General features: G+C 62.4%; 17 protein-coding genes. 6 read left to right on the top strand and 11 right to left on the bottom strand.

Annotated features, from left to right (window positions below; all coding sequences use genetic code 11):
• Nucleotides 1-202 precede the first annotated feature (202 nt).
• The gene (locus ASD25_RS15140; RefSeq protein WP_056618358.1) at nucleotides 203-1,858 is read left to right on the top strand and encodes an MFS transporter; all 1,656 of its coding nucleotides are present in this window, start codon (nucleotides 203-205) and stop codon (nucleotides 1,856-1,858) included.
• A gap of 13 nt (nucleotides 1,859-1,871) precedes the next feature.
• Nucleotides 1,872-3,809 (top strand): acetate--CoA ligase, encoded by a 1,938-nt coding sequence (acs, locus tag ASD25_RS15145; protein WP_056618359.1) that lies wholly within the window; start codon nucleotides 1,872-1,874, stop codon nucleotides 3,807-3,809.
• 386 nt (nucleotides 3,810-4,195) lie between these two features.
• Here the strand turns inward: acs and ASD25_RS15155 are convergent, their stop codons facing one another.
• Together ASD25_RS15155 and ASD25_RS15160 are read right to left on the bottom strand one after the other, a co-directional pair.
• Entirely contained in the window at nucleotides 4,196-7,384 is a 3,189-nt protein-coding gene (locus tag ASD25_RS15155; protein ID WP_056618364.1) for an autotransporter outer membrane beta-barrel domain-containing protein, read from the bottom strand.
• A 213-nt stretch (nucleotides 7,385-7,597) separates the two neighbouring features.
• Complete coding sequence (locus tag ASD25_RS15160) at nucleotides 7,598-9,073, bottom strand: hypothetical protein (protein ID WP_156389332.1); 1,476 nt, start codon at nucleotides 9,071-9,073, stop codon at nucleotides 7,598-7,600.
• A 226-nt stretch (nucleotides 9,074-9,299) separates the two neighbouring features.
• On the opposite strand from ASD25_RS15160, the gene rfbC reads away from it, so the two are divergent.
• From rfbC to rfbA, 4 genes are read left to right on the top strand one after another with little or no spacing between them, the layout of a single operon-like run.
• A complete protein-coding gene (gene rfbC / locus ASD25_RS15165) occupies nucleotides 9,300-9,920 on the top strand; it encodes a dTDP-4-dehydrorhamnose 3,5-epimerase (RefSeq protein WP_235562743.1) in 621 nt (206 codons plus the stop codon).
• A 14-nt stretch (nucleotides 9,921-9,934) separates the two neighbouring features.
• The gene (gene rfbB, locus ASD25_RS15170; RefSeq protein WP_056618368.1) at nucleotides 9,935-10,987 is read left to right on the top strand and encodes a dTDP-glucose 4,6-dehydratase; all 1,053 of its coding nucleotides are present in this window, start codon (nucleotides 9,935-9,937) and stop codon (nucleotides 10,985-10,987) included.
• A 30-nt stretch (nucleotides 10,988-11,017) separates the two neighbouring features.
• Nucleotides 11,018-11,920, top strand: coding sequence for a dTDP-4-dehydrorhamnose reductase (gene rfbD, locus ASD25_RS15175; RefSeq protein ID WP_056618370.1), 903 nt, complete (start codon nucleotides 11,018-11,020; stop codon nucleotides 11,918-11,920).
• Nucleotides 11,917-12,786: a glucose-1-phosphate thymidylyltransferase RfbA gene (gene rfbA, locus ASD25_RS15180; RefSeq protein WP_056618377.1), complete on the top strand. Its 870-nt coding sequence runs from the start codon at nucleotides 11,917-11,919 to the stop codon at nucleotides 12,784-12,786. The genes rfbD and rfbA overlap by 4 nt, the downstream gene beginning before the upstream one ends.
• Nucleotides 12,787-12,805: 19 nt before the next feature.
• Here rfbA and ASD25_RS15185 read toward each other — a convergent pair whose 3' ends face one another.
• The 9 genes from ASD25_RS15185 to ASD25_RS15225 are packed head-to-tail and all read right to left on the bottom strand — an operon-like array spanning nucleotide 12,806 to nucleotide 21,374.
• Nucleotides 12,806-13,405 carry a sugar transferase gene (locus tag ASD25_RS15185; protein WP_056618379.1) on the bottom strand — a complete coding sequence of 200 codons (600 nt, stop codon included), beginning with the start codon at nucleotides 13,403-13,405 and terminating at the stop codon, nucleotides 12,806-12,808.
• Complete coding sequence (locus ASD25_RS15190; protein ID WP_056618380.1) at nucleotides 13,402-14,619, bottom strand: glycosyltransferase family 4 protein; 1,218 nt, start codon at nucleotides 14,617-14,619, stop codon at nucleotides 13,402-13,404. The genes ASD25_RS15185 and ASD25_RS15190 overlap by 4 nt, the downstream gene beginning before the upstream one ends.
• A gap of 7 nt (nucleotides 14,620-14,626) precedes the next feature.
• Entirely contained in the window at nucleotides 14,627-15,742 is a 1,116-nt protein-coding gene (gene wecB / locus ASD25_RS15195) for a non-hydrolyzing UDP-N-acetylglucosamine 2-epimerase (RefSeq protein WP_235562744.1), read from the bottom strand.
• Between the two features lie 19 nt (nucleotides 15,743-15,761).
• Nucleotides 15,762-16,871 (bottom strand): NAD-dependent epimerase/dehydratase family protein, encoded by a 1,110-nt coding sequence (locus ASD25_RS15200; RefSeq protein ID WP_056618381.1) that lies wholly within the window; start codon nucleotides 16,869-16,871, stop codon nucleotides 15,762-15,764.
• Nucleotides 16,868-17,911, bottom strand: coding sequence for a polysaccharide biosynthesis protein (locus ASD25_RS15205; RefSeq protein ID WP_056618382.1), 1,044 nt, complete (start codon nucleotides 17,909-17,911; stop codon nucleotides 16,868-16,870). The genes ASD25_RS15200 and ASD25_RS15205 overlap by 4 nt, the downstream gene beginning before the upstream one ends.
• Nucleotides 17,908-18,690 carry an AglZ/HisF2 family acetamidino modification protein gene (locus tag ASD25_RS15210; protein WP_056618385.1) on the bottom strand — a complete coding sequence of 261 codons (783 nt, stop codon included), beginning with the start codon at nucleotides 18,688-18,690 and terminating at the stop codon, nucleotides 17,908-17,910. Before ASD25_RS15210 ends, ASD25_RS15205 begins: the two co-directional genes overlap by 4 nt.
• The gene (gene hisH, locus ASD25_RS15215; RefSeq protein ID WP_056618389.1) at nucleotides 18,684-19,304 is read right to left on the bottom strand and encodes an imidazole glycerol phosphate synthase subunit HisH; all 621 of its coding nucleotides are present in this window, start codon (nucleotides 19,302-19,304) and stop codon (nucleotides 18,684-18,686) included. Before hisH ends, ASD25_RS15210 begins: the two co-directional genes overlap by 7 nt.
• Nucleotides 19,301-20,530, bottom strand: a complete 1,230-nt coding sequence (locus ASD25_RS15220; protein ID WP_082572436.1) for an N-acetyl sugar amidotransferase — start codon at nucleotides 20,528-20,530, stop codon at nucleotides 19,301-19,303. The genes hisH and ASD25_RS15220 overlap by 4 nt, the downstream gene beginning before the upstream one ends.
• Nucleotides 20,523-21,374 carry a glycosyltransferase family 2 protein gene (locus ASD25_RS15225; RefSeq protein ID WP_082572438.1) on the bottom strand — a complete coding sequence of 284 codons (852 nt, stop codon included), beginning with the start codon at nucleotides 21,372-21,374 and terminating at the stop codon, nucleotides 20,523-20,525. Before ASD25_RS15225 ends, ASD25_RS15220 begins: the two co-directional genes overlap by 8 nt.
• Nucleotides 21,375-21,553: the final 179 nt, after the last annotated feature.

The raw sequence follows: 21,553 nt of genomic DNA on the forward strand, positions 1-21,553 counted from the left end.
TCATCCCTGGGCGCGCAGCGACCCCGGGACCCAGCGGCGCGCGAGAGCGCGACGCTGTCGGGAGCGCTGGTGCGTGAACAGATCGCCTTCGGCGCCGCTGGGTCCCGGCCTTCGCCGGGATGACGACAAGAGGAGGCGAGAGCTTCCGCTCGCCTGGCGGGATTCCACCGTCTAGGGTCGCCCATCGTCTTGGGAGGGATGGATGACGGACGCCGCGACAGACACCGCGCCAATCGACCGCAACGACCGTCTGGTCATCCTGGCCTCGTCGGTCGGGACCGTGATCGAGTGGTACGACTTCTATCTGTACGGCTCGCTGGCGGCGATCATCACGGCCCAGTTCTTCTCGGGCGTGAACGAGACGACCGGCTTCATCTTCGCCCTGATGGCCTTCGCCGCCGGGTTCGCCGTGCGGCCGTTTGGAGCCATCTTCTTCGGGCGGCTGGGCGATCTGTGGGGGCGCAAGAACACCTTTCTGGTGACCATGCTGCTGATGGGACTGTCGACCTTCGTGGTCGGCCTGCTGCCGCCCTATGCCGCCATCGGCGTGGCGGCGCCGGCGATCCTGATCGCCATGCGGCTGGTGCAGGGTCTGGCGCTGGGCGGGGAGTATGGCGGCGCGGCCACCTATGTTGCCGAGCATGCGCCGCCCGGAAAGCGCGGCTTCTACACCTCCTTCATCCAGATCACCGCGACCGCCGGCCTGATGCTGAGCCTTCTGGTCATCCTCGGCGTGCGCACCGCGGTCGGAGAGGAGGCCTTCAAGGAGTGGGGCTGGCGCATTCCTTTCCTCGTCTCGATCCTGCTGCTGGGCGTGTCGCTGTGGATCCGGCTGAAGCTGGCGGAGAGCCCGGCCTTCGCCCGTATGAAGGCCGAAGGGAAAGGATCGAAGACGCCGCTCAAGGACAGCTTCGGAAAATGGCCGAACCTGAAACTGGTGCTGATCGCCCTGGTGGGGCTGACGGCGGGTCAGGCGGTGGTCTGGTACACAGGCCAGTTCTACGCCCTGTTCTTCCTCGAAAAGACGCTGAAGGTCGACGGGCCGCTGGCCAACATCCTGATCGCCACAGCCCTGCTGCTGGCCACGCCCTTCTTCGTCTTCTGGGGCTGGCTGTCGGACAAGGTGGGGCGCAAGCCGATCATCCTGACCGGCTGCCTGCTGGCCGCCCTGACTTACTTCCCGCTGTTCCACGCCCTGACCCAGGCCGCCAATCCGCAGCTGGCGGCGGCCACGGCGACGGCCCCGGTCAGCGTCTACGCCGACCCTGACGACTGCGCCCTCCAGTTCGATCCGGTCGGCAAGACGGTGTTCGACAGCTCGTGCGACCTGGCCAAGTCGTACCTGGCCAAGGCGGGCGTCACCTACGTCAATGTCGTCGCCCCCGCGGGCTCGACGGCCGAGGTCCGCATCGGGCCGGTGAGCGTGCCCAGCTTCGACGGCGCCGCCCTGCCCCGGCCCGACTTCACCGCCCGCAAGACAGAGTGGGAAGCCGGTCTCGGCGCCGCCCTGACCTCCGCCGGTTATCCCGCCAAGGCCGACAGCGCGCTGGTGAACAGGCCGATGGTGGTCGGCATCCTGTTCCTGCTCGTGCTGTATGTGACCATGGTCTACGGGCCGATCGCGGCGGCGCTGGTGGAGATGTTCCCGACCAATATTCGCTACACCTCGATGTCCCTGCCCTATCATATCGGCAACGGCTGGTTCGGCGGCTTCCTGCCCACGACAGCCTTCGCCATGGTCGCGGCCACGGGCAATATCTACTACGGCCTGTGGTATCCGGTGGTGGTGGCGCTGGTCACGGTGGTGATCGGTTTCCTGTTCGTCCGTGACCGGAAGGATGTCGACCTGCACGCGTGATGGACCTGCCAAGATGACCGATCCCGAGATTTATCCCGTCCCCACTGAATGGTCGCAGCGCGCGCGGATGAACAGCGCGTCCTACCAGTCCGCCCGCACCGCCGCGCGCGAGACGCCCGAGGCCTTCTGGAGCGAGCAGGCCCGCCGTCTGGACTGGATCACACCGCCGACCCGCATCAAGGATGTGTCGTTCGACAAGGCCGACTTCCGCACCCGCTGGTTCGAGGACGGGGTCCTGAACGTCGCCTGGAACTGCCTCGACCGGCATCTGGCCGGGCGTGGGGACGAGACCGCGATCATCTGGGAGGGCGACGAGCCGAACCAGTCCGGCAAGCTCAGCTACCGCGAACTGCACGCCGAAGTCTGCCGCATGGCCAATGTGCTCAAGAGCCTGGGCGTCGTGAAGGGCGACCGCGTCACCCTCTATATGCCGATGATCCCGGCGGCGGCGGTGGCCATGCTGGCCTGCGCCCGGATCGGCGCGGTCCATTCCGTCGTCTTCGGCGGGTTCTCGCCCGACAGCCTGGCGAGCCGGATCGAGGATTGCGGCTCGAAGGTCGTGATCACTGCCGACGAGGGCCTGCGCGCCGGCAAGCGCATTCCGCTGAAGGCCAATGTCGATGCGGCGCTGGAGAAGGTGGCGGTCTATAAGGTGCTGATCGTCTCGCACACCAACGCCGACATCCCGATCGTGGCCGGCCGCGATGTCCGCTACGGCGAGGCCAAACACGGCGTCAGCGACGACTGCCCGTGCGAGCCGATGAATGCGGAGGACCCGCTGTTCATCCTCTACACCTCGGGCTCGACCGGAAAGCCCAAGGGCGTGCTGCACACCACGGGCGGCTATCTGTTCTGGGCGGCGTGGACGCACGAACTGGTGTTCGACTACCGGCCCGGGGAAGTCTTCTGGTGCACCGCCGACGTAGGCTGGGTCACCGGCCACAGCTATTGCGTCTACGGCCCGCTGGCCAACGCCGCGACGACCCTGATGTTCGAGGGCGTGCCCAGCTATCCCGATCACAGCCGCTTCTGGCAGGTGATCGACAAGCATCAGGTCGAGATCTTCTACACCGCCCCCACCGCGTTGCGGGCGCTGATGCGCGAGGGCGACGGGCCGGTGAAGGCGACCAGCCGAAAGTCCCTGCGCCTGCTGGGCAGCGTCGGCGAACCGATCAACCCCGAGGCCTGGCGCTGGTATCATGAGGTCGTCGGCGAAGGCCGCTGCCCCATAGTCGACACCTGGTGGCAGACCGAGACCGGCGGCATTCTGGTCTCGCCCCTGCCCGGCGCCACGGATCTGAAGCCCGGCTCGGCGACGAAGCCGCTACCCGGCGTGGAACTGCAACTGGTCGACGCCGACGGCGTGGTGCTGGAGGGGGCGACGTCGGGCAATCTGTGCATCACCGACAGCTGGCCGGGCCAGATGCGCACCGTCTGGGGCGATCACCAGCGCTTCTTCGACACCTATTTCAGCGCCTATCCGGGCAAGTATTTCACCGGCGACGGCTGCCGGCGCGACGAGGACGGCTATTACTGGATCACGGGCCGGGTTGATGACGTCATCAACGTCTCGGGGCACCGGATGGGCACGGCCGAGGTCGAGTCAGCCCTCGTCCTGCACGACGAGGTGGCCGAGGCTGCGGTCGTCGGCTTCCCCCACGACATCAAGGGTCAGGGCATCTACGCCTATGTGACCCTGAACGCGGGCGTCGAGCCGACCGACGAATTGAAGAAGGCGCTGGTCGCGCATGTGCGCAAGGAGATCGGACCGATCGCGGCGCCGGATGTGATTCACTGGGCGCCGGGTTTGCCGAAGACGCGGTCAGGGAAGATCATGCGGCGGATCCTGAGGAAGATCGCCGAAGGAGACGTAGAATCGCTGGGCGATACGTCGACTTTGGCGGATCCGGCAGTCGTGGAGGAATTAGTGCGAAATCGCGATGGGATCTGATGCCGCCACAGCGTGCGCCGTTGTTTCTTCCCGCTTGAGTTCGACCTACCAGCTTACTTGGAGCTTCACGCCGATCTGGTTGTCCTGGAGGCGTTCGCTGAACAGGCCGCGGTATCCGGCGGAGACGGTGACGCCCTCGCCGGCGCCGATCTCGACGCCGAAGTCCGCGAGCCCGGCCAGCGGCGGGGCTTCGGCGCCCTCGACGGTGAAGGTCCCGAAGCCGATCGGCGCGCCGGTAAAGCGCATGTCGCCCGTGGCCTGACGGTCGCCCGCCATGGCCATGACACCGGCGCCGCCGTAGATCCGGAAGCCGTGGCCGTTGACGCGATAGTCCTGCGTCCCGCGGGCGCTGNCGTGGTTCCTGACCGCGGCGGCCAGCATCTTGTCTAGGCGATCATCGTATTGTCCGACACCTGGAAGCGGCGCGCCACGCTGGCCGAGAGCGCCTGGCCCTCGACATGGGTGTTGCCGATGGCCGTGCCTTTGAACGCGCCGACCGTGACGCCGCGACGGGTGTCCAGATCGCCGCCGTAGAACGCCGCGGTCACGTCAGCCGCCCAGACGCCGTCGTCGAAGGCGACATAGCCCGCCGCATGCGACAGGTCGCTTTCATAGTGGCCCTGACGCGAGGCGACGTCGCCTTCCACGCGGGTCACGCCGCCGGCCCCGCCCAGGCTCATGGAGCCGTTGCGCACGCCATAGCCGCCGGCGAAGCCGTTCAGATTGCTCTCCACCGTGGCCTGGCCGGGCTTGCCTTCCAGCGTCTGGTCGCCGGCGTAGGCCGAGACCCAGCCACCCGCGCCGCGCGCCGTCGAGGCCGACGGATCGTAGGCGTTCAGAACATCGCCCAGTCGGTCGGCGCTGTTCTCGCGGCCGCCGTTGAAGCTCAGGCGGTCGACGAAGTTCAGCGCCTCGCCGCCGTCGTTGCGGCCGCCCATGCCGCCCTCTCGCATGGCGTCCAGGAAGCTGTCGTTGGCGCTGAACATGGTGGTGGTGACATCGGCCAGCGGCTCGCCGCTGATGCTGTCGAAAGCCGCGGCCCGGTCGGCGGCGCCGAGGCTGGCGATCAGGCTGAGGATGGCCGCCCAGTCGTCCGACGCGCCCAGCTGCCCGCCCGACAGGGCTTGGCCGACGCTGCGCTGGTTGCCCGTTCCCGACGCGCCCGGATCGAAGTCGGTCAGCTGGCGCAGTTCCAGCACCGCCGCATTGGGCGCAAGATCGTAGCGGACCCGCCAGTAGACACCTGCCATTCCCGTCTCGGTGAAAGTTCCGCCGTTCGCGAACGTCCCCACAAGATTATTGGCCTGCAGGAACAGGTATCGCGTCGAGAAATCGAAGTCGGCGCCCGAACCCTGGAAGACCGGGGCCAGAAGGCCGCCAGTCAGGGTGGCGGCGCCGTTGATGCGCAACTGGTCCGTCAAGCTTCCGGCTGCAGTACCGAGGACGTCGATAGCCAGACCGCCGCCAGTGAGGTTGAGGCCGCCGGCGGTGAAGCTGCCGATGCCGTTCTGAACCCCTTCAAGACCCGGCGACAGGACCGCGCCGTTGGATGCCGTCAGGGCCCCGCCGATCGTACCGGCTCCGACTATACTGCCGCTCGAGGCCGATAGATTTCCGGTCGTTGTACCTAGGAAACGCAGCTGACCGCCGATATTGCTGATCGCGCCGATGGAGTGATCGCCGCTCAGGGTGAACAGGCCCCCGGTCTGAACCACCGAGCCGGCGCCGATGAGGCGCCCGCCGAAGTTGGAAGTTCCACCCCCCAAGGTCAGGCGGCCCGCGCCGACATCGACATCGCCAGTCCCGTACAGGGCGCCAATGCGCTCATTGAAGCCGTTGAGATTGAAGGCCGTGCCCGAGGCGACCGAAACCGTGGCCGTATCGGACAGGCGCTCGCTGGCGCCCAGAACCAGAGCCCCGGTGCGGACCTCCACCAGATCGGCGTCCGCCCTCCCGTTAAGCTTGGTCGTCCCGTAGGATCGGAGCCAGGCGCCACGTCCCAGGTTGGCGTCTATGGTTGCGTCGACGAGCGTATAGGCGGCCGCCGTCAGCGTGCCCGTTCCGGCCAGCGTCCCTCTGAAGTCCAAAGCTGTCGTCAAGGTCTCGTCGAAGGCGTTCAGATTCAGCGTCGCGCCGGGATCGACGGTCAGGGTGACATAGTCCGTGATCCGGTCGGACGCGCCCAGGGACACAGTCCCGGCCTGGATCACGAACCCGACGCTGTCGATCCGGCCGTTCAGTGTGGTGAAGCCACCGGTGTTAAACACACGTCGCTCCTTGAAGAAGAATGCCGCCAGATCGGTGTTCAACGTCGCTCCGTTCAAGGAGGCGGAAGTCGCTTCTATGCGTTGGGTGCCGTTGAGGATGCCGCGCAGGTCGAGGCGACCGACGTAGGTCACCCGGTCATTGAGGTTCATGACCGCGCCGGCGGCGATTTCAAGCTCGGTATCGTACCGCGTAATCTCCGCGTCGGGCCCAAGGGTCAAGGAGCCCGCCTGCACGATGATCGTCCCGTTTCCGGTTATGGTGGAGCCGAGGATCGATGCTCCACCGGTATTGATGAGCGTGCCGGCTGAAATGTCGGAGTTGATCGTCGCACCATTCAGCTCGATTCGGGAACCTGAGATGAAGCCTGCGCCGCTGGTCGTGCCGCTCAGATAGGCTTGGCCGACGGTCTGGGAGAAGGGGAGATTAAGCGTCGCGCCCTGAGCCAACCAAAGGGTGGACGTCGTGGACAGACGATCCCGCGCGCCGAAGGTCAGCGAGCCGGCGTCGATGTAGATCTGACTCGCGGTCGAAAGGCCGTTCAGGGTCGAGGCTCCGCTGACGTTCACGAGCGTGCCTGTACCCAGATTGGCGTTCACGGTCGCGCCGAACAGGTCGTATCGCGCCGCCGTCAACCTGCCGGTCCCCGCAAGCGTCCCGCCCAGCGACAGCGAGCCGGCGGTGTCGTTAAACCCCCGCAGATCGAGGGTTCCGCCAGCGGCGATATTCAGCGTCGTGGCGTTCGGCAACACGTTCGATGCGCCAAGACGGAGCGTCGATCCGTTGTTGACGGTGGTGACGCCCGACCAGCTGTTGGTCATGTTGGTCAGTACGATCGTTCCGGGCCCGGCGATCACCAGCGGCTGATTGGGATCGACGCCGGGGCCGGAGCCTTGCGAGATCCTTCCCGTCAGCGTCGCGACGACGCCCGCATCCGCTGAAAAGGTTGTGGGATCGCTGCTTGCGGGCGCTTGGACTTCCAGCGAGAAATTATTCGCATAGATGCCTGTGGCGCTGAAATAGACGGTGGGGTCGATCATGTGGATCGTTCCCGAGCCGAACGCGCCCGCGGTGAGCGCACGGATGTCGGCGCCGTTCACATAGATGTCGCCGGTGAGGTTGGCGCTGTCGATGAAGAGAAGCCGTCCGGCTCCGCGCGTGCCGTCGCCGGCGAAGATGTCAGCGTCGGCCGGCGCCTGTTGTCCGGTAACGACCCCGAGGCACGGTGTGGACGCGGTGTGACCATCCGAAACGAAGGGCTTCGTTTCGCAATCTAGCGCCTGGGCCTTCAGGGGCGAGACGCCCAGCATGCTCGCAACGACGAGCGTCCCGAGCCCAAGGGACGTCGAAGATGTGGCGCCCCGCCGGCGGTTACGGCCTGCGGCCCCCTTGCGCTTCGGCGTTCTCATCGGCGCGTCAACTCTTCTTCAACCCGACCACCTTGCATGAAATGTCTAAAATATCGAACTATTTCGTCGGCTTGGCGCAAGTGAGATGACCCCGCCGAACGTTATCGGGCTCGCTCAAACGCCGATGAACCCCATAGGCTTCCAGGCGCCTGGCGCGCCCGCCGTCACGCAGATCCAGCCCAGGGCGGCGCCCGGTGCGGGGGCGGTGTTGATGTGCCGGTCACCCACCTCCGCCGCCCCGGCGAGGGGCGACCTGGCGCCATACGTCACGCGCTGACCCGCTTCATACCGGAACACTAGGTCTGCCCCGACGGCCAGACGCCCGGCGTTGCCTTCGTACTGGACGGGGACCCTTGTCTCGAACCCCGTGGATGCATTCCAGGCGTTGCCTGCGATGCGATGTCCCCGGCCGCCCGTAATCCTGCAATCGCGCACGCGGGTCTCGATCAGGGAGCCGCCGCCGCTCCGGCCCTGGATCAGCTTGCTGTCGACGATGCTGATGTTCTCTATGAACGGGCCTTCGACGAGGTAGCCATGATCAAGGTTCGCGCCGCCGTATATGGCGATCTCATTGTTTCGGAGTGTCGTCCCCCGGTTGTCGTACCGATAGGCCGTCGCCGTTGAACGCAGACGGAACGCCGAGACGGCGGCCCCGGCCATGCCGCAATAGTTGTCGTTATAGTTGTTTCCGAAGCTGGGGGTTCGGTTGTCGCTTTCTTCCAGGACGGCGCACTCCGAAATTCCGTCGCAGATGGCGCTCGCCATCGTCACATTGATCGCTCCCTGAACCCAGAGCGCACGTTTGAAGCCGAAGATCAGCGTCCCCGGCTGAATAGTGAGCCCTTCAGGCTGGGGCTGTGTCAGATCGCCCACGCGAATGGCCGCGCTTCCAGGCGCGGCCTCCGTCCTGATGCTGCCGGCCCCGACGATCTGGCTGGCGCCCAGCACGACGTTATTGATGCTCTGGCCTCGAAGCCAGATCCCGTTGCCCACATAGACAGTCGAGACGTCGAAGGACGACTGGCTGAGAAAATCCCCGAGAATCCCATGACCGAAACCATCGATGAAGACGCGGCGGAAGTGGAAGCGATAGCAGGGGTTGCGCGCCGTACCGGACACGCGGAAAGCCGCGTGTGAGTTGGGAGTGACCCTTCCGTCCGCAGCCACGTGCCGCTGAGCGAGGGCAATATTGAACCCTTGCGGACTGAACGAACTGACGCCGGCCGCAAACGTGAAGCCGTCGCAGTCCATGCAGAGGATACGGGAAGCGCCTTCACCGTCGCCGGCTATTCGCAAAGGTCCCTTCACCGAAATCGGGGACGAGATCTTGATGTCGGTATTCGGATGCGTGCCCGGGAGGTGAAGAGCCTTGCGTTCAGAGACCGCAGTGTCCACTGCAGCCTGCAATGCCCTGGTCAGATCCGGTGTGCCTCCGCCTGTTTGCAGCGCCTGGCGATCCGCTGGCCCCACGAAGTCCCAGAGTGACAGCCGTCCGGATTCCTGGTGGTCGTTTCCGGATATCCCGGGGCCGGGCGGGGCGCTGCTTCCCGCCAAGGGAGCGGTGAGAACCCCTCCCCCGATGGCGAACATAGCTCGACGGTTCATCGAATCAGATATCATCAAAACAACCTTGCACGGATATACTCGGTGTTTGGTGATGTACGCGTCCGTGGCCTACAAATGAAGAAAATGACGCATTCACGGACGCGCCGCCCGGCCCTTGAGCGACGGACCGGAATCCGTCGCACGAGGTTGGAGCCCTTGCTTGCATCCGGCCGAATAACCCGACAAAAGCCGCTATCGCGACAGGCAGTGGTTGCGCGCCGCCGGTCTCACCGACGGGGGACGCAACAAGGTTTTATCGACGGGGCCGCTCTTGGCGAATGTAACCATCACTTCAGCGACAATTCCGGACGTGAAGATCGTCCAACCTAGAAAATTCGAAGACGCCCGCGGGCATTTTCTTGAAACCTACAGTTTTAACGCCTTTGCCGATCATGGGCTGGACATCCTTTTTGTCCAGGACAACCAGTCGCTATCGACAACCGCGGGAACGCTCCGTGGACTGCACTATCAGTTGCCCCCCTTTGCCCAGGACAAGCTGGTTCGAGTAACGAGGGGGCGGATATGGGACGTGGCGGTCGATATCCGCCGCAGTTCTCCCACATTCAGGCAGTGGTTCGGCATCGAACTGAGCGATCAGAATCAAACGCAGCTTCTGGTTCCCAAGGGCTTCGCTCATGGTTTCGTGACGCTCGTTCCGGATACGGAAGTCGTCTACAAGGTCTCCGCCCCCTACAGCGGCCCCCACGACGCGGGCGTGGCGTGGGATGATCCCGAATTAAAGGTGGCTTGGCCACCGCTTGCCGACCAACCTGTGCTGTCGGCCAAGGATTGTTCTCAGCCTGTGCTTGCTGACGCGATCCTGTTCGATTGAGGAGAGACCAGAGGATGCGAGTTATCGTTACCGGCGGCTGCGGCTTCATTGGCTCTGCGGTATGCAGGCATGTTGTTCACGACCTGAGTTGGGACGTCCTCAACATCGATAAATTGACCTATGCGGCCAACAAGGCAAACGTAGAAACCATCGCGGCGTCCGGGCGGTATCAGCTGGCCGAGGAAGATATCTGCGACCTTCCCGCCATTCGCGCCGCCTTTGACCAATTTAGTCCCGACGCCGTGATCCATCTGGCCGCCGAAAGCCATGTTGATCGCTCGATTACCGGCTCGGCAGAATTCATCCGGACGAATGTGGTTGGAACCCACAGCATGCTGGAGGCCGCCCGGGAATACTGGTCGTCGCTGAGTGGTCAAGCGCGGGATGCGTTCCGCTTCGTTCATGTCTCGACCGACGAAGTTTACGGCTCTCTTGGGCCGACTGGCCTGTTCACGGAGACGACCCCCTACGACCCGCGATCCCCCTACTCCGCATCCAAGGCGGCTTCAGACCATCTCGCCAGCGCGTGGTTCGAGACCTATGGCCTGCCGACCTTGATCACCAACTGCTCGAACAACTACGGCCCGTATCATTTCCCGGAGAAGCTGATCCCGCTGGTGATCTTGAACGCGCTCGAAGGAAAGACCCTTCCGGTCTACGGCGACGGATCCAACATTCGCGACTGGCTCTACGTCGAGGACCACGCCAAGGGCATCGTGGCGGCGCTCACGAAAGGCTCACCCGGCCAGAAATACAATTTTGGTGGGCGGGCCGAGAGGCGGAATCTGGACGTCGTGGAGCAGATTTGCGACGTACTGGACGCGACCGTCCCAATGGAGCGGTCTCGCCGCGAGCTCATCACATTCGTTGCCGACCGACCGGGTCACGACCGTCGATACGCCATAGATTCCTCAAAAGCTGAAAGGGATCTCGACTGGACTCAGACCGTCAGTTTCGAGGAGGGCCTCAAACAGACCGTGGATTGGTACCTCCAGAACGAGACTTGGTGGCGCCCCGTTCGTGACCGCGTCTATTCCGGAGACCGGCTTGGGTTGGTGGGGGGTTGAGGGTCGCTACCGGACTGACCAGGAACGATCATGCCTGAGACATCGCATATACTCATAACCGGCGGGGCCGGCCAGATTGGCCGGGAACTGGCGCTCCGCGACTGGGGCCCTGACGTGTACCTCCATTTTCCCTCCCGTGATCGCCTCGATGTGTCGGATGCGAAGGCGGTGGCGGCCATTTTCAGGACGACGCCCTTCCGGGCGGTCATAAACGCCGGGGCCTATACCGCCGTGGACCGGGCGGAAACTGAAGCCGGTGAAGCCTTCCGCACCAATGCCTTGGGACCGGCAATCTTGGCGGAGGCTACTTGCGCCGCAGGCATTCCGCTCATTCAGGTATCAACGGATTATGTTTTCAATGGCCGTAGTCAGCGGCCCTATACGGAAGAGGACGCGACCGATCCTCTCGGAGTGTACGGCGCGTCAAAGTTGGCGGGTGAAATGGCCGTTCGCGCCGCAAATACCCGACATGTGATTCTGCGCACAGCCTGGGTTCTAAGTCCGCATAGAGCGAATTTCCTGAAGACCATGCTGCGGCTTTCCAACGAGCGGCCGCAATTGCGGGTGGTCAGTGACCAGAAGGGTTCGCCGACGTCTGCGGCTGATATAGCGGCTGCGTTGCGGACAATTACCTTGCGCCTTATCACTGACCCGGCCGCCCCGACCGGGACCTATCACTTCGTGAATGAGGGCGTGGCCAGCTGGGCAGACCTGGCGGAAGCGATCGTCGCCGGGAACGCAGCGGCAGGCGGAGCGGCTGCGCAAGTCGTCCGCATTTCTACCTCCGAGTATCCGACGCTGGCGCGGCGGCCGGCCAACTCGGTTCTCAATACGGCGAAGATCGGCAGCGATTACGGCATCACACCCCGGAATTGGCGGGACGCCGTAGAGGAAATCATCAGTGAACTGACCAAGCTTGAGGAGCGCGCATGAAGGGCATTATCCTGGCCGGCGGATCGGGTACGCGGCTGCACCCCATGACCCTCGTCACGTCCAAACAGCTGATGCCTGTCTATGACAAGCCGATGATCTACTATCCCCTGTCGACCTTGATGTTGGCCGGTGTCCGCGAAGTTCTGATAATTTCGACGCCGCGGGACACGCCCCAGTTCCAGGCCTTGATGGGAGACGGGGCCCAATGGGGGATGGAAATCCAGTATGCGGTCCAACCCAGCCCGGACGGCCTCGCACAGGCCTACATTATCGGTGCTGACTTTGTGGGGTCATCCCCCTCAACGCTGATCCTGGGAGACAATATTTTCTACGGACACGGCATCACGGATCTCTTTACGAGCGCCATGGGAAGACCCGACGGAGCGACGGTGTTCGCCTATCACGTCAATGATCCCGAACGGTACGGCGTGGTCGCATTCGATGAACGGATGCGCGCGGTGAGCATAGAAGAGAAGCCTGTAAACCCGCGTTCAAACTGGGCGGTGACGGGCCTTTATTTTTACGATGCCGACGTCGTGCATATCGCCCGTGATCTCAAGCCATCAGCCCGGGGTGAACTGGAAATCACGGATGTGAACCGGGTATATTTGGAGCAGGGAAAACTGTCCGTGGAGATGATGGGCCGGGGCTATGCCTGGCTGGACACCGGCACTCCCGAAAGCCTCCTTGAGGCAGCCGAGTTCGTCAGAACTCTCGAGAAACGCCAGGGGTTCAAGATCGCCTGCCCCGAAGAGATCGCCTATCAGAAGGGCTTTATCGAGCGGAGCCAGCTTGAGCGACTTACGGCGGCGCTCGGCAAGAGCGAATACGCCGCCTACCTCCGGGATACGGTACTCACGACCTGAAACACGGTGGCACGTCGGGTCAGGCGGGCGGTGAGCCGGTAAATCGTGACATCGTGGCCTGCCCCTCCGCCGACACGCCTTCTCTTGAGATGACCCGGGACACCGTCATCAGCAGGATTTTCACGTCGAGCCAAAGGGTGCGGTGGTCGACGTACCAAGTGTCCAAGGCGAATTTCTCGTCCCAGGAGATGCTGTTGCGACCGCTAACCTGCGCAAGTCCGGTGACGCCCGGCCGCACAAGATGACGCCTCGCCTGTTCGGCGGAATAAAGGGGCAGATATTCCATCAACAAAGGGCGCGGCCCCACAAGACTCATATCTCCCTTCAGGACATTCCAGAGCGCCGGTATCTCGTCGAGACTGGAAGATCGAAACCGGGCTCCAAAAGGCGTCAGGCGATCAGCGTCGGGCAGCAACTGCCCATCAGGGCCACATGCGCAGGTCATCGTCCGGAATTTCAACAGTCGAAACGGTTTCCCGCCCTTGCCGGGCCGGTCCTGCGAGAAGATGACGGGGCTGCCAAGCTTTGATCGCACCAGCAGGGCGATGATGGCGGCCAAAGGCACGGTAAGGGGCGCGGTAAGCAGCACCGCCAGAACGTCGATTGTGCGTTTGATCATTCGGCGGCCACCTCGCAAAACAGCTTTTCGAACCGTGCCGCGCCGACGGCGAAGGACAGTTCGCGCTCATAAAACATCCGCCCCTGGGCGCCGAGCCGGGCCCGCTCAGCATCACCCATGCCCGCCAGCAATGCCACTGCCGCGGCGATGGAAACCGGGTTGCCGGGTTCCGCCACGACGCCGGCTCCAGCGCGTTCGACCAGCTGTGCGCTGTCTCCCCGGGTAGCCATCAGAATAGGCTTGCCCGCGGCCAGATAGGCCTGGGTCTTGGACGGGATCGTAATAGCGAAAAGGGGATCGTCGCGAAGGTGAACCAAAAGCGCGTCCGCCTGATCGAATATGGCGGGCATTTCGGTGACGGGCACAGCAGGGCGGAAAACGACGTTGGTGAGCTTGCGACGGGCCGCCATGGCTTCAAGCGCTGCCCGCTCCAACCCGGATCCCACAAACACCAAATCGATCTCTGCTCGCGCATCCTGCAGGATTTCGGCGGCTTCGATAACTGAGGTCAGCCCTTGGCCTTTCCCCATGTTGCCGGCGAACAGCAGCTGGAAACGTCGCTTTGAAGGCGCGTGCCGACCGACTTGCGGCTCCATCGACGCGCCCGCCGCCTCATCGGCCCAGTTGAAGATGACCTCGATCTTTCCGGCGGGCACTCCGCGCTCGATTAGCCGTTCGCGAAATCCAGGAGAAAGGACGACGATCCTCGCCATCCGTCTGTAGACTCGATCGCACACCGAACCGACCAGTCGCATCAGAACGCCGTTCCGGATCATTCCGGTCGCTGAAAGCGTGTCTGGCCAAAGGTCCTGGATATCGTAGACGACCGGACTTCTGCGCCAGAACCCGGCGATAGCGGCTGCGATGCCGGTCGTCAGCGGAGGGTGATAGGCATAGATTACGTCTGGTCGACGGGCACCGAAGGTTGCGAACAGGGTCGCCGTGAACATGAAGCTCACATAGTTCAGAACCCGGGCCACGGCATTGGCGTCGCGGCTCGGAAACAGGAATACGCGGTTCAGCCGGAAACCGTCGACATCGGATCGCTCAAGCAGTTTCAGCCGGTAGCCCGGATAGATCCGGCCCGTCGGGTAGTTGGGAAACCCCGTAATGACCTCGACGTCGTGGCCTGCATCAACAAGAGACCGTGCGAATGCCCGCCCCTTGAGCGCCAACTCGGGATCGAACCATTGGGTGACAATCAGGATACGCATTGACCGGTCAGTCGTAGTTCCGCCAAACCACCCGGCGCACATAATCCACATAGCTGTGAATGATCCGGACGACCTTGCTGGATACGTTCGGCATCGAGTAATCGCCGACCGGCCGCACCAGCCGGGTCTTGCCCCGCGGCTGATCCAGCGCGATCCTCAGGCATTGCAGGACCCGTTCGACGCCGAGCCCGCACATCATGACCGACGCCTCTTCCATGGCTTCCGGCCGCTCATGCGCTTCCCGCAGATTCAGGGCGGGGAAGTTGAGGATGGAGGATTCCTCATTGATCGTTCCACTGTCCGACAGGACGGCGCGGGCATTCTTCTGCAGGTTGACGTAGTCGAGAAACCCAAGTGGCTTCAGCAGCCGGATATTGGGCGAGAAGGTTCGGGCCGCCGCCTCGATGCGCTTTCGCGTTCTCGGGTGGGTCGAAACGATAACCGGGAGACCGTATTGGGTCGCCACGGCGTCGAGGGTTTCGCACAGCCGACCAAAGGCCCTGTCGGATTCGATGTTCTCTTCGCGGTGGGCGCTGACCAGGAAATATTCGAAAGGCTTCAATTCCAGCCGCTCAACTGCGTCCGACGCGTCGATACGCGCGGCATTGTGCTGCAGAACCTCGAACATCGGACTGCCGGTCTTGATAACCCGGTCGGCAGGCCTTCCTTCCGCCAGTAGATAGGTTCTGGCGATGTCGCTGTAGGTCAGATTCACATCCGCGACATGATCCACGATGCGGCGGTTCATCTCCTCCGGCACGCGCTCATCGAAGCATCGGTTGCCGGCTTCCATGTGGAAAATCGGGATCCGACGTCTCTTGGCCGGGAGGACCGACAGACAGCTGTTGGTGTCCCCCAGGACCAGAAGGGCGTCGGGAGCCGCGGCTTCGAGCAACCGATCCATGGCGACGATTATCTGACCGATTGTTTCAGCGGCCGTCGCGCCAGCGCATTCGAGGAAGTGGTCCGGTTTGCGCAGACCCAGATCCTCGAAGAAGATCTCATTCAACTCGTAATCATAGTTCTGACCCGTGTGGACCAGGGTATGATCGCAGGTCCTCTCCAGCTCGCTTATGACGCGGGACAGGCGGATGATTTCCGGTCGGGTGCCGACGACGGTCATGACCCGGAGGCGGGGAATTTCAGACGGTTTGGGCATAGGTATCCGGTGCACTGCGATCGAAAATCTCGTTCGCCCACAGCATCACGACGAGATCGGCTTCCCCGGTATTGGTGATGTCGTGGGTCCAGCCTGGGATGGTCTCGACGATGCGGGATTCCACATCGGAGGTCTTCAATTCGATCAGTTCGCCGGTGATGAGATGGCGAAACCGGAAAAGACCTTCGCCACGCAGTATGAGGAATTTCTCGGTCTTGGTGTGATGGTAGTGACCACCTCTGGTGATGCCCGGGCCGGCGGTGAAGAACGAAAACTGGCCCGAATCCTTCGTCTTGAGCATCTCTACGAATACGCCCCGGGAGTCAGCGTGTCGGGGTACGGCGTAGCTGAACTCCGCGGGAGGCAGATAGCTCACATAGGTTGCGTAAAGGGCGCGGACCAGGCCAGTCCCGACCCGCTCGCTGACCAGAGACGCGCGGCTCTCCGCAAAGGCCCGCAACTGGGCGGCTAGATCCCCGATCCTGACTGTATACTGCGGTTCCACGTCAACGGTCCCGGCGCCCGTCGTCAGGCGGCCGTCGAGGATCTCGAGGAATTTGGACACCACGTCGTCGACATACACCGCCGTAAACGACGCGGCCGGATCGTCTATGCGGATGGGAAGACCCCGCGCGATGTTATGGCAGAACGTCGCAATGGCCGAGTTGTAGTCGGGCCGGGCCCATTTGCCGAAGACGTTAGGCAGGCGGAAAACGTAGACCGGAAAACCGGCCTCGCTTCCGGCGTCCGTCAGCAGGGCTTCGGCCCGGCGCTTGCTCTGACCGTAAGGATTATCGAGCGCTGCCTGGGTCGATGATGAAAAGACCACGGGCGTCAGATGGCCCGTTTCCGCGATCAGGTCGCAGAGGGTTCTCGTCAGGTCGTAATTTCCGGTCTCGAACTCGCCCTCATTGGACGGCCGGTTCACGCCCGCGAGGTGAAAAACGAATTCCGCCGCGCGCACGTGAGCGGCGAGCGTCGCTAAGCCGTCACGACGGGTGAACGGCAGAACCTCGACATCGGCCCGCTCCGCCAGATGAACCAGAAGATTTTTGGCGATGAAACCGTCAGAGCCCGTGACCAGAACCTTCACGGGTGGGCTCTCTGCGGAAGCGGTTCCATGTTCCGGATATAGGGTAGGGTTTTCAGAAGGGCGATCATGGCGTCCACGTCCAGCCGCTCGGTATTGTGGGAATTGTAATCATTGGCTTCGGAGATACGGGCTTCGCCCTGCTCGACGAACTTCGAGTAATTGAGATCCCGGAGATCGGGCGGGACGCGGAAATATCCTCCCAGATCTTCTGCAGAAGCCATTTCCTCACGGCTCAGCAGAGCCTCGTACAGCTTCTCCCCATGCCGGGTGCCGATGATCTCGATGGGATGATCGGGGCGACCGAGGACCGAAAGGAGGGCGCGGGCCAGCACCTCGACCGTGGCCCCCGGCGCCTTCTGGACGAACATGTCCCCGTTCGTCCCCTGGTCGAACGCGTAGAGGACGAGGTCCACCGCATCATCGAGCGACATCATGAAACGGGTCATGTTCGGATCGGTGATCGTAATCGGCCGACCTGCCCGCACCTGCTCCACGAAAAGCGGGATCACCGATCCCCGCGAGGCCATGACGTTGCCGTAGCGGGTTCCGCAGATGACGGTGTCATTCCCCGTCAACTCACGGGATTTCGCCACCATGACCTTTTCCATCATGGCCTTGCTGATGCCCATGGCGTTGATGGGATAGACGGCCTTGTCCGTGCTCAGGCAGACAACCCTGCGCACGCCGGCCCGGATTGCAGCCTCAAGCACATTCTCCGTGCCGAGGATGTTCGTCTTGACCGCCTCGAGAGGGTGAAACTCACACGAGGGCACCTGTTTGAGCGCCGCTGCGTGGAAGACGAAGTCCACCCCGCGCATGGCGCTGGCCGTACTCTGGAGATCGCGAACGTCGCCAATATAGAATTTCAGCTTCGGGTTGTCGTAGCGCTTGCGGAGGTCATCCTGCTTCTTCTCATCCCTGCTGAATATACGGATTTCCCGCAACGGCGTATCCAGCAGCTGATTCAGCACGGTTCCGCCAAACGATCCCGTTCCTCCCGAAATCAGAAGGGTCTGTCCGGCAAAATCGGATTTTCTCATACTACGGTCCGGGTTACAGCGATCATGGCGTCCTTCGCGGCCTGATCAGGGTAGTTGATCAACACGGCGCGCAACCCTCCTTTGTAGACGAACAGGCTGCCGGCAGCCGCGCCTACGATCCCGCATGCAGCGAGGAGGTCTTCTATGTGAGAGGGGGCTCCCGCGCCACCGAGAATGGTGAAGGGAATGTTCAGGGTGTTTCGAGCGGTTCGGGCGAGGTCAAGATCGTAACCCGCCATCGCGCCGTCGCGATCGATGGAGTTGAACACGATTTCTCCGGCCCCCAGACGGGCGGACTCGACGGCCGCCTCCATCACGTCGCGTTTCGTGTTTCGGGTTCCGTTGCGGGTGAAGACCTCGTAACCGCGCCCGAATGTGCGCTTACGGAAGTCCAGAACCACGACAACGCTTTGCCGGCCGATCTCCGCGGATACTTCGGAAATCAGCGCCGGGGCTTCGACGGCGGCCGTGCTGAACGCGACCTTCTCAACCCCGAGACCGACAATCCGGCTCGCCTGCTCGGCCGTCCTGACGCCTCCGCCGTAACATAACGGCATCCGGCATTCGGCCGCGAGACGTCCGATGAGTTTGTAGTCCGGCTCGACGCCGTTCACCGTTGCGTCGAGATCAAGGACAATGAGCTCGTCGGCTTCCTTCTCGTTGAAAATCTTCACGGCATTGATCGGATCTCCGAGGTATCGGGGATCGCGGAATTTGACCGTCTTTACCAGGCCGCCGTCCTGGATCAGCAGACACGGAGTTATCCGCGGCCTTAGCACAGAGGTTGCTCAGCAAAATTCTGAAGCATCCTAGAGCCCCAATGATGGCTCTTCTCCGGATGAAACTGAACCCCGAACACGAGGCCGTTGCCCACCGCGCAGGCAAAATCGCCCCCGTACTCCACGGTCCCCAATACATGCTCCGCTTGGGCCGGCTCGTAGTAGAAGGAATGCAGGAAATAGAAGCGCAGGTCGTCCATGCCGTCAAACAATCCCACACCAGGAACAGGGGTCACGTCGTTCCAGCCCATGTGAGGCAAGGGCATGGGGGCAGAATGATTTCGCCCGCCCAGGGACCGCACCCTGCCCGGCACCCAGCCCAGGCCGGCCCGCCGCCCCTCATCGCTCCCATCCGCCAGCATTTGCATGCCGACACAGACGCCGAGAACCGGGCAGCCCTCCTCGTGGACCAGTTGCTCCACGCGATCGCGCATTCCGCTGGCGTCCAGCAGATCCATGGCATGGTCGAAGGCGCCCACCCCGGGAAGAATGAGCCTTTCCCCCGCCCGAAGCTGGGCCGGGTCGGAAACCGCCCGCGCCTCTATATCCAGTCGCTTGTAGACGTTGAGGAAGGCTCGGACGTTGCCCAGTCCGTAGTCAAGTATCGTGATCATCTGAACAGCCGCTTCTCGAGGCCCAGCAGCCGCATCATGTTTGCGCCGATGCCGATCAGGAAACGCTTGTTGCGATAATCCCGGAACGTACGGTTGGGGCCCTCGAATATCTCTCTGAGTTGCTCGGACCGGAGATCCAGCTTGCTCGCCACGTAATCAAACTCCTTGGCGAGGAACTGTTCGGTCATCACTGGCGTCCTAAGCCTTTTCAAGGCCTCTGCCCTGTCGAGCTGACCGGTCATGATCAGGCTTGAGAAATGCGCACGGCGCTTCTCAAATCCGAACTTCCTCGGCATCCAGTAGTCTTCATAGAAACGCGTAAAGCGAGACTCGTGGTGTTTATGCTCGAACTTCTGCCACCCGAACTCCCGTCCCAGCATTTCTTCGACTTCGGACTTTACATACCGAACATAATTCAGCGGCTTCACAACCGTCATTCCATACAGATATTTGTCGATTATCTTGTATTGGATAATATCGACAAGAGGGAAGGTCTTCAGCTTCCTTTGGCCAAACCTGTTATGAATATCATGAAAAAGAGTCTTATCAATTCCGGGGTATGCGCCCCACTCCTCCGGCTCTCTACAGCATTCCGTTGAATAGTTCGCGCCCGTCAGAACATACTTTATTTTGTTTGCGCGCGCATATTTGTACAGCGAAGAGAAGAATGCACCGTCCTGCGGCATGTCCTGGTCGGCGATCTGGGATTTCAGGAAGGCGACCTGAAGGTCCGCCATTTCCTTCCAGTTGATAACGTCCGTGTAAAGATCAAGGCCCAAACCTTCCACGAGACGCTCTATATTGCCGACGGCCTGATCCGTATTCCAGCCCGCGTCGACGTGGTAAAGCAGCGGCTTCAGGCCCATCACGCGTACGGCGACGTAGGCGGCGTAGGAACTGTCCAGCCCCCCGCTCAGACCTATAATGCAGTCGAACTCGCGGTTCCGGCGCCGGCTGTCCGCCTTGATCTTCTCCGCCACATTCATGAGCTCGGGCAATCGACTGTTGTCGTTTGACCAGGTGGGCAGGATTTGCTCGTGGAAATTGGTGCAATATTCACATACACCATCGTCGCCGAACGCGATGTTCGGGTCAGACGTGTCCATGACGCAGGATGTGCATATCTGATAGGGGCGCGCACCGCGGCCCTCGGGAGCCAGCAGCGGGTTCAGATGGTGGTCCCCATCCCCGCCCCGGACGGGCGCGCCGTTCTTCACGTTATCCATAGCGTTCAAGGTACTCTCGGTAGACACGATGGGATTCCCGGCTGATTTCCCACATTTTTCGGCTGGGGACCTCGCCCGTGGTGGCATGGTCAAGATGCTGCACCACGATCGAGGGCTCATAATAGATTTGTTGGCCGATCTGTTCGATTTGTTTTGCGAGGAAGAATTCCTCTCCCATCAGGAATGTCGGAGCCCACAGCTCGCTGTAGGACCGGAAGAACATTGGCGTCAGAACGTAGCATGCGCCATAACCCTCGATGATCGGTCCTGCTTCCTGATGCAGATGATGGTCCGTCCGTTGCGTCAGACGCCTGGACACGCGGGATGCCGCCGCGATCACCTGAGCGAGAAGGTAGTTTGAAAAATAGAGCCGCCATACAAGGCGCCGAAGAGGCGTGATCGGCCGGCTCACATGCGGATTCTGATGTTCACCGTCCAGGCCCACCAGATCCGGACAAACGACGGGGAACCGCTGCATTACATTTTCGGCCCGTTCCAGCTGCCTCGCAAAGTCTGCCGGAAATTCGAGATCATTGTTGCCGACGACAACAAGCTCGGGGACGTCATCGCCGGTGCGCAACGCGCGGATCCCGATGTTTAGGCCTTTGAAATACCCAGAGTTTTCTGGGTTATAGATAACCGATACGCCGGGATAGGTCTGCTCAATGCGGCGCATTTTCTCGACCTCTGCAGGCCGGGAGGCATTGTCTACGAACACAACCCTCGCCCGCCCGTCGTTCAACAGCGGGGTCACGGATTTCACCAGCGCCTCGCTGAGGTCGCTGTTGTTGTAGTTGGTGAACGCAAAACCGACCTGCACAACGACCCCCGCTTGTGTCGCCATCTCTCGAGCAATGGGCGACGAACCCGCGCCTTACCAAGGCAGACGCGCCAGGGCAAAATGTTCTTCTGGTGGTCACGGCCTGATGCTTCGGCGTCCGCCTCGCCGGAGGGGTCGACGCGCCGCGTATCGCGTAGAAAGTGCTTCAAACTCATTGCGATGTGCTATAGCCCGAAACCTCT

It is taken from the genome of Brevundimonas sp. Root1423, from assembly GCF_001426805.1.

Excerpts from the sequence above, each read along its gene's own strand:
- ASD25_RS15140 (WP_056618358.1), top strand. The coding sequence starts at position 203 with ATGACGGACGCCGCGACAGACACCGCGCCAATCGACCGCAACGACCGT.
- acs (WP_056618359.1), top strand. The coding sequence starts at position 1,872 with ATGACCGATCCCGAGATTTATCCCGTCCCCACTGAATGGTCGCAGCGC.
- ASD25_RS15155 (WP_056618364.1), bottom strand. The coding sequence starts at position 7,384 with ATGCTGGGCGTCTCGCCCCTGAAGGCCCAGGCGCTAGATTGCGAAACG.
- ASD25_RS15160 (WP_156389332.1), bottom strand. The coding sequence starts at position 9,073 with ATGTTCGCCATCGGGGGAGGGGTTCTCACCGCTCCCTTGGCGGGAAGC.
- rfbB (WP_056618368.1), top strand. The coding sequence starts at position 9,935 with ATGCGAGTTATCGTTACCGGCGGCTGCGGCTTCATTGGCTCTGCGGTA.
- rfbD (WP_056618370.1), top strand. The coding sequence starts at position 11,018 with ATGCCTGAGACATCGCATATACTCATAACCGGCGGGGCCGGCCAGATT.
- rfbA (WP_056618377.1), top strand. The coding sequence starts at position 11,917 with ATGAAGGGCATTATCCTGGCCGGCGGATCGGGTACGCGGCTGCACCCC.
- ASD25_RS15185 (WP_056618379.1), bottom strand. The coding sequence starts at position 13,405 with ATGATCAAACGCACAATCGACGTTCTGGCGGTGCTGCTTACCGCGCCC.
- ASD25_RS15190 (WP_056618380.1), bottom strand. The coding sequence starts at position 14,619 with ATGCGTATCCTGATTGTCACCCAATGGTTCGATCCCGAGTTGGCGCTC.
- wecB (WP_235562744.1), bottom strand. The coding sequence starts at position 15,742 with ATGACCGTCGTCGGCACCCGACCGGAAATCATCCGCCTGTCCCGCGTC.
- ASD25_RS15205 (WP_056618382.1), bottom strand. The coding sequence starts at position 17,911 with ATGAGAAAATCCGATTTTGCCGGACAGACCCTTCTGATTTCGGGAGGA.
- hisH (WP_056618389.1), bottom strand. The coding sequence starts at position 19,304 with ATGATCACGATACTTGACTACGGACTGGGCAACGTCCGAGCCTTCCTC.
- ASD25_RS15220 (WP_082572436.1), bottom strand. The coding sequence starts at position 20,530 with ATGGATAACGTGAAGAACGGCGCGCCCGTCCGGGGCGGGGATGGGGAC.
- ASD25_RS15225 (WP_082572438.1), bottom strand. The coding sequence starts at position 21,374 with ATGGCGACACAAGCGGGGGTCGTTGTGCAGGTCGGTTTTGCGTTCACC.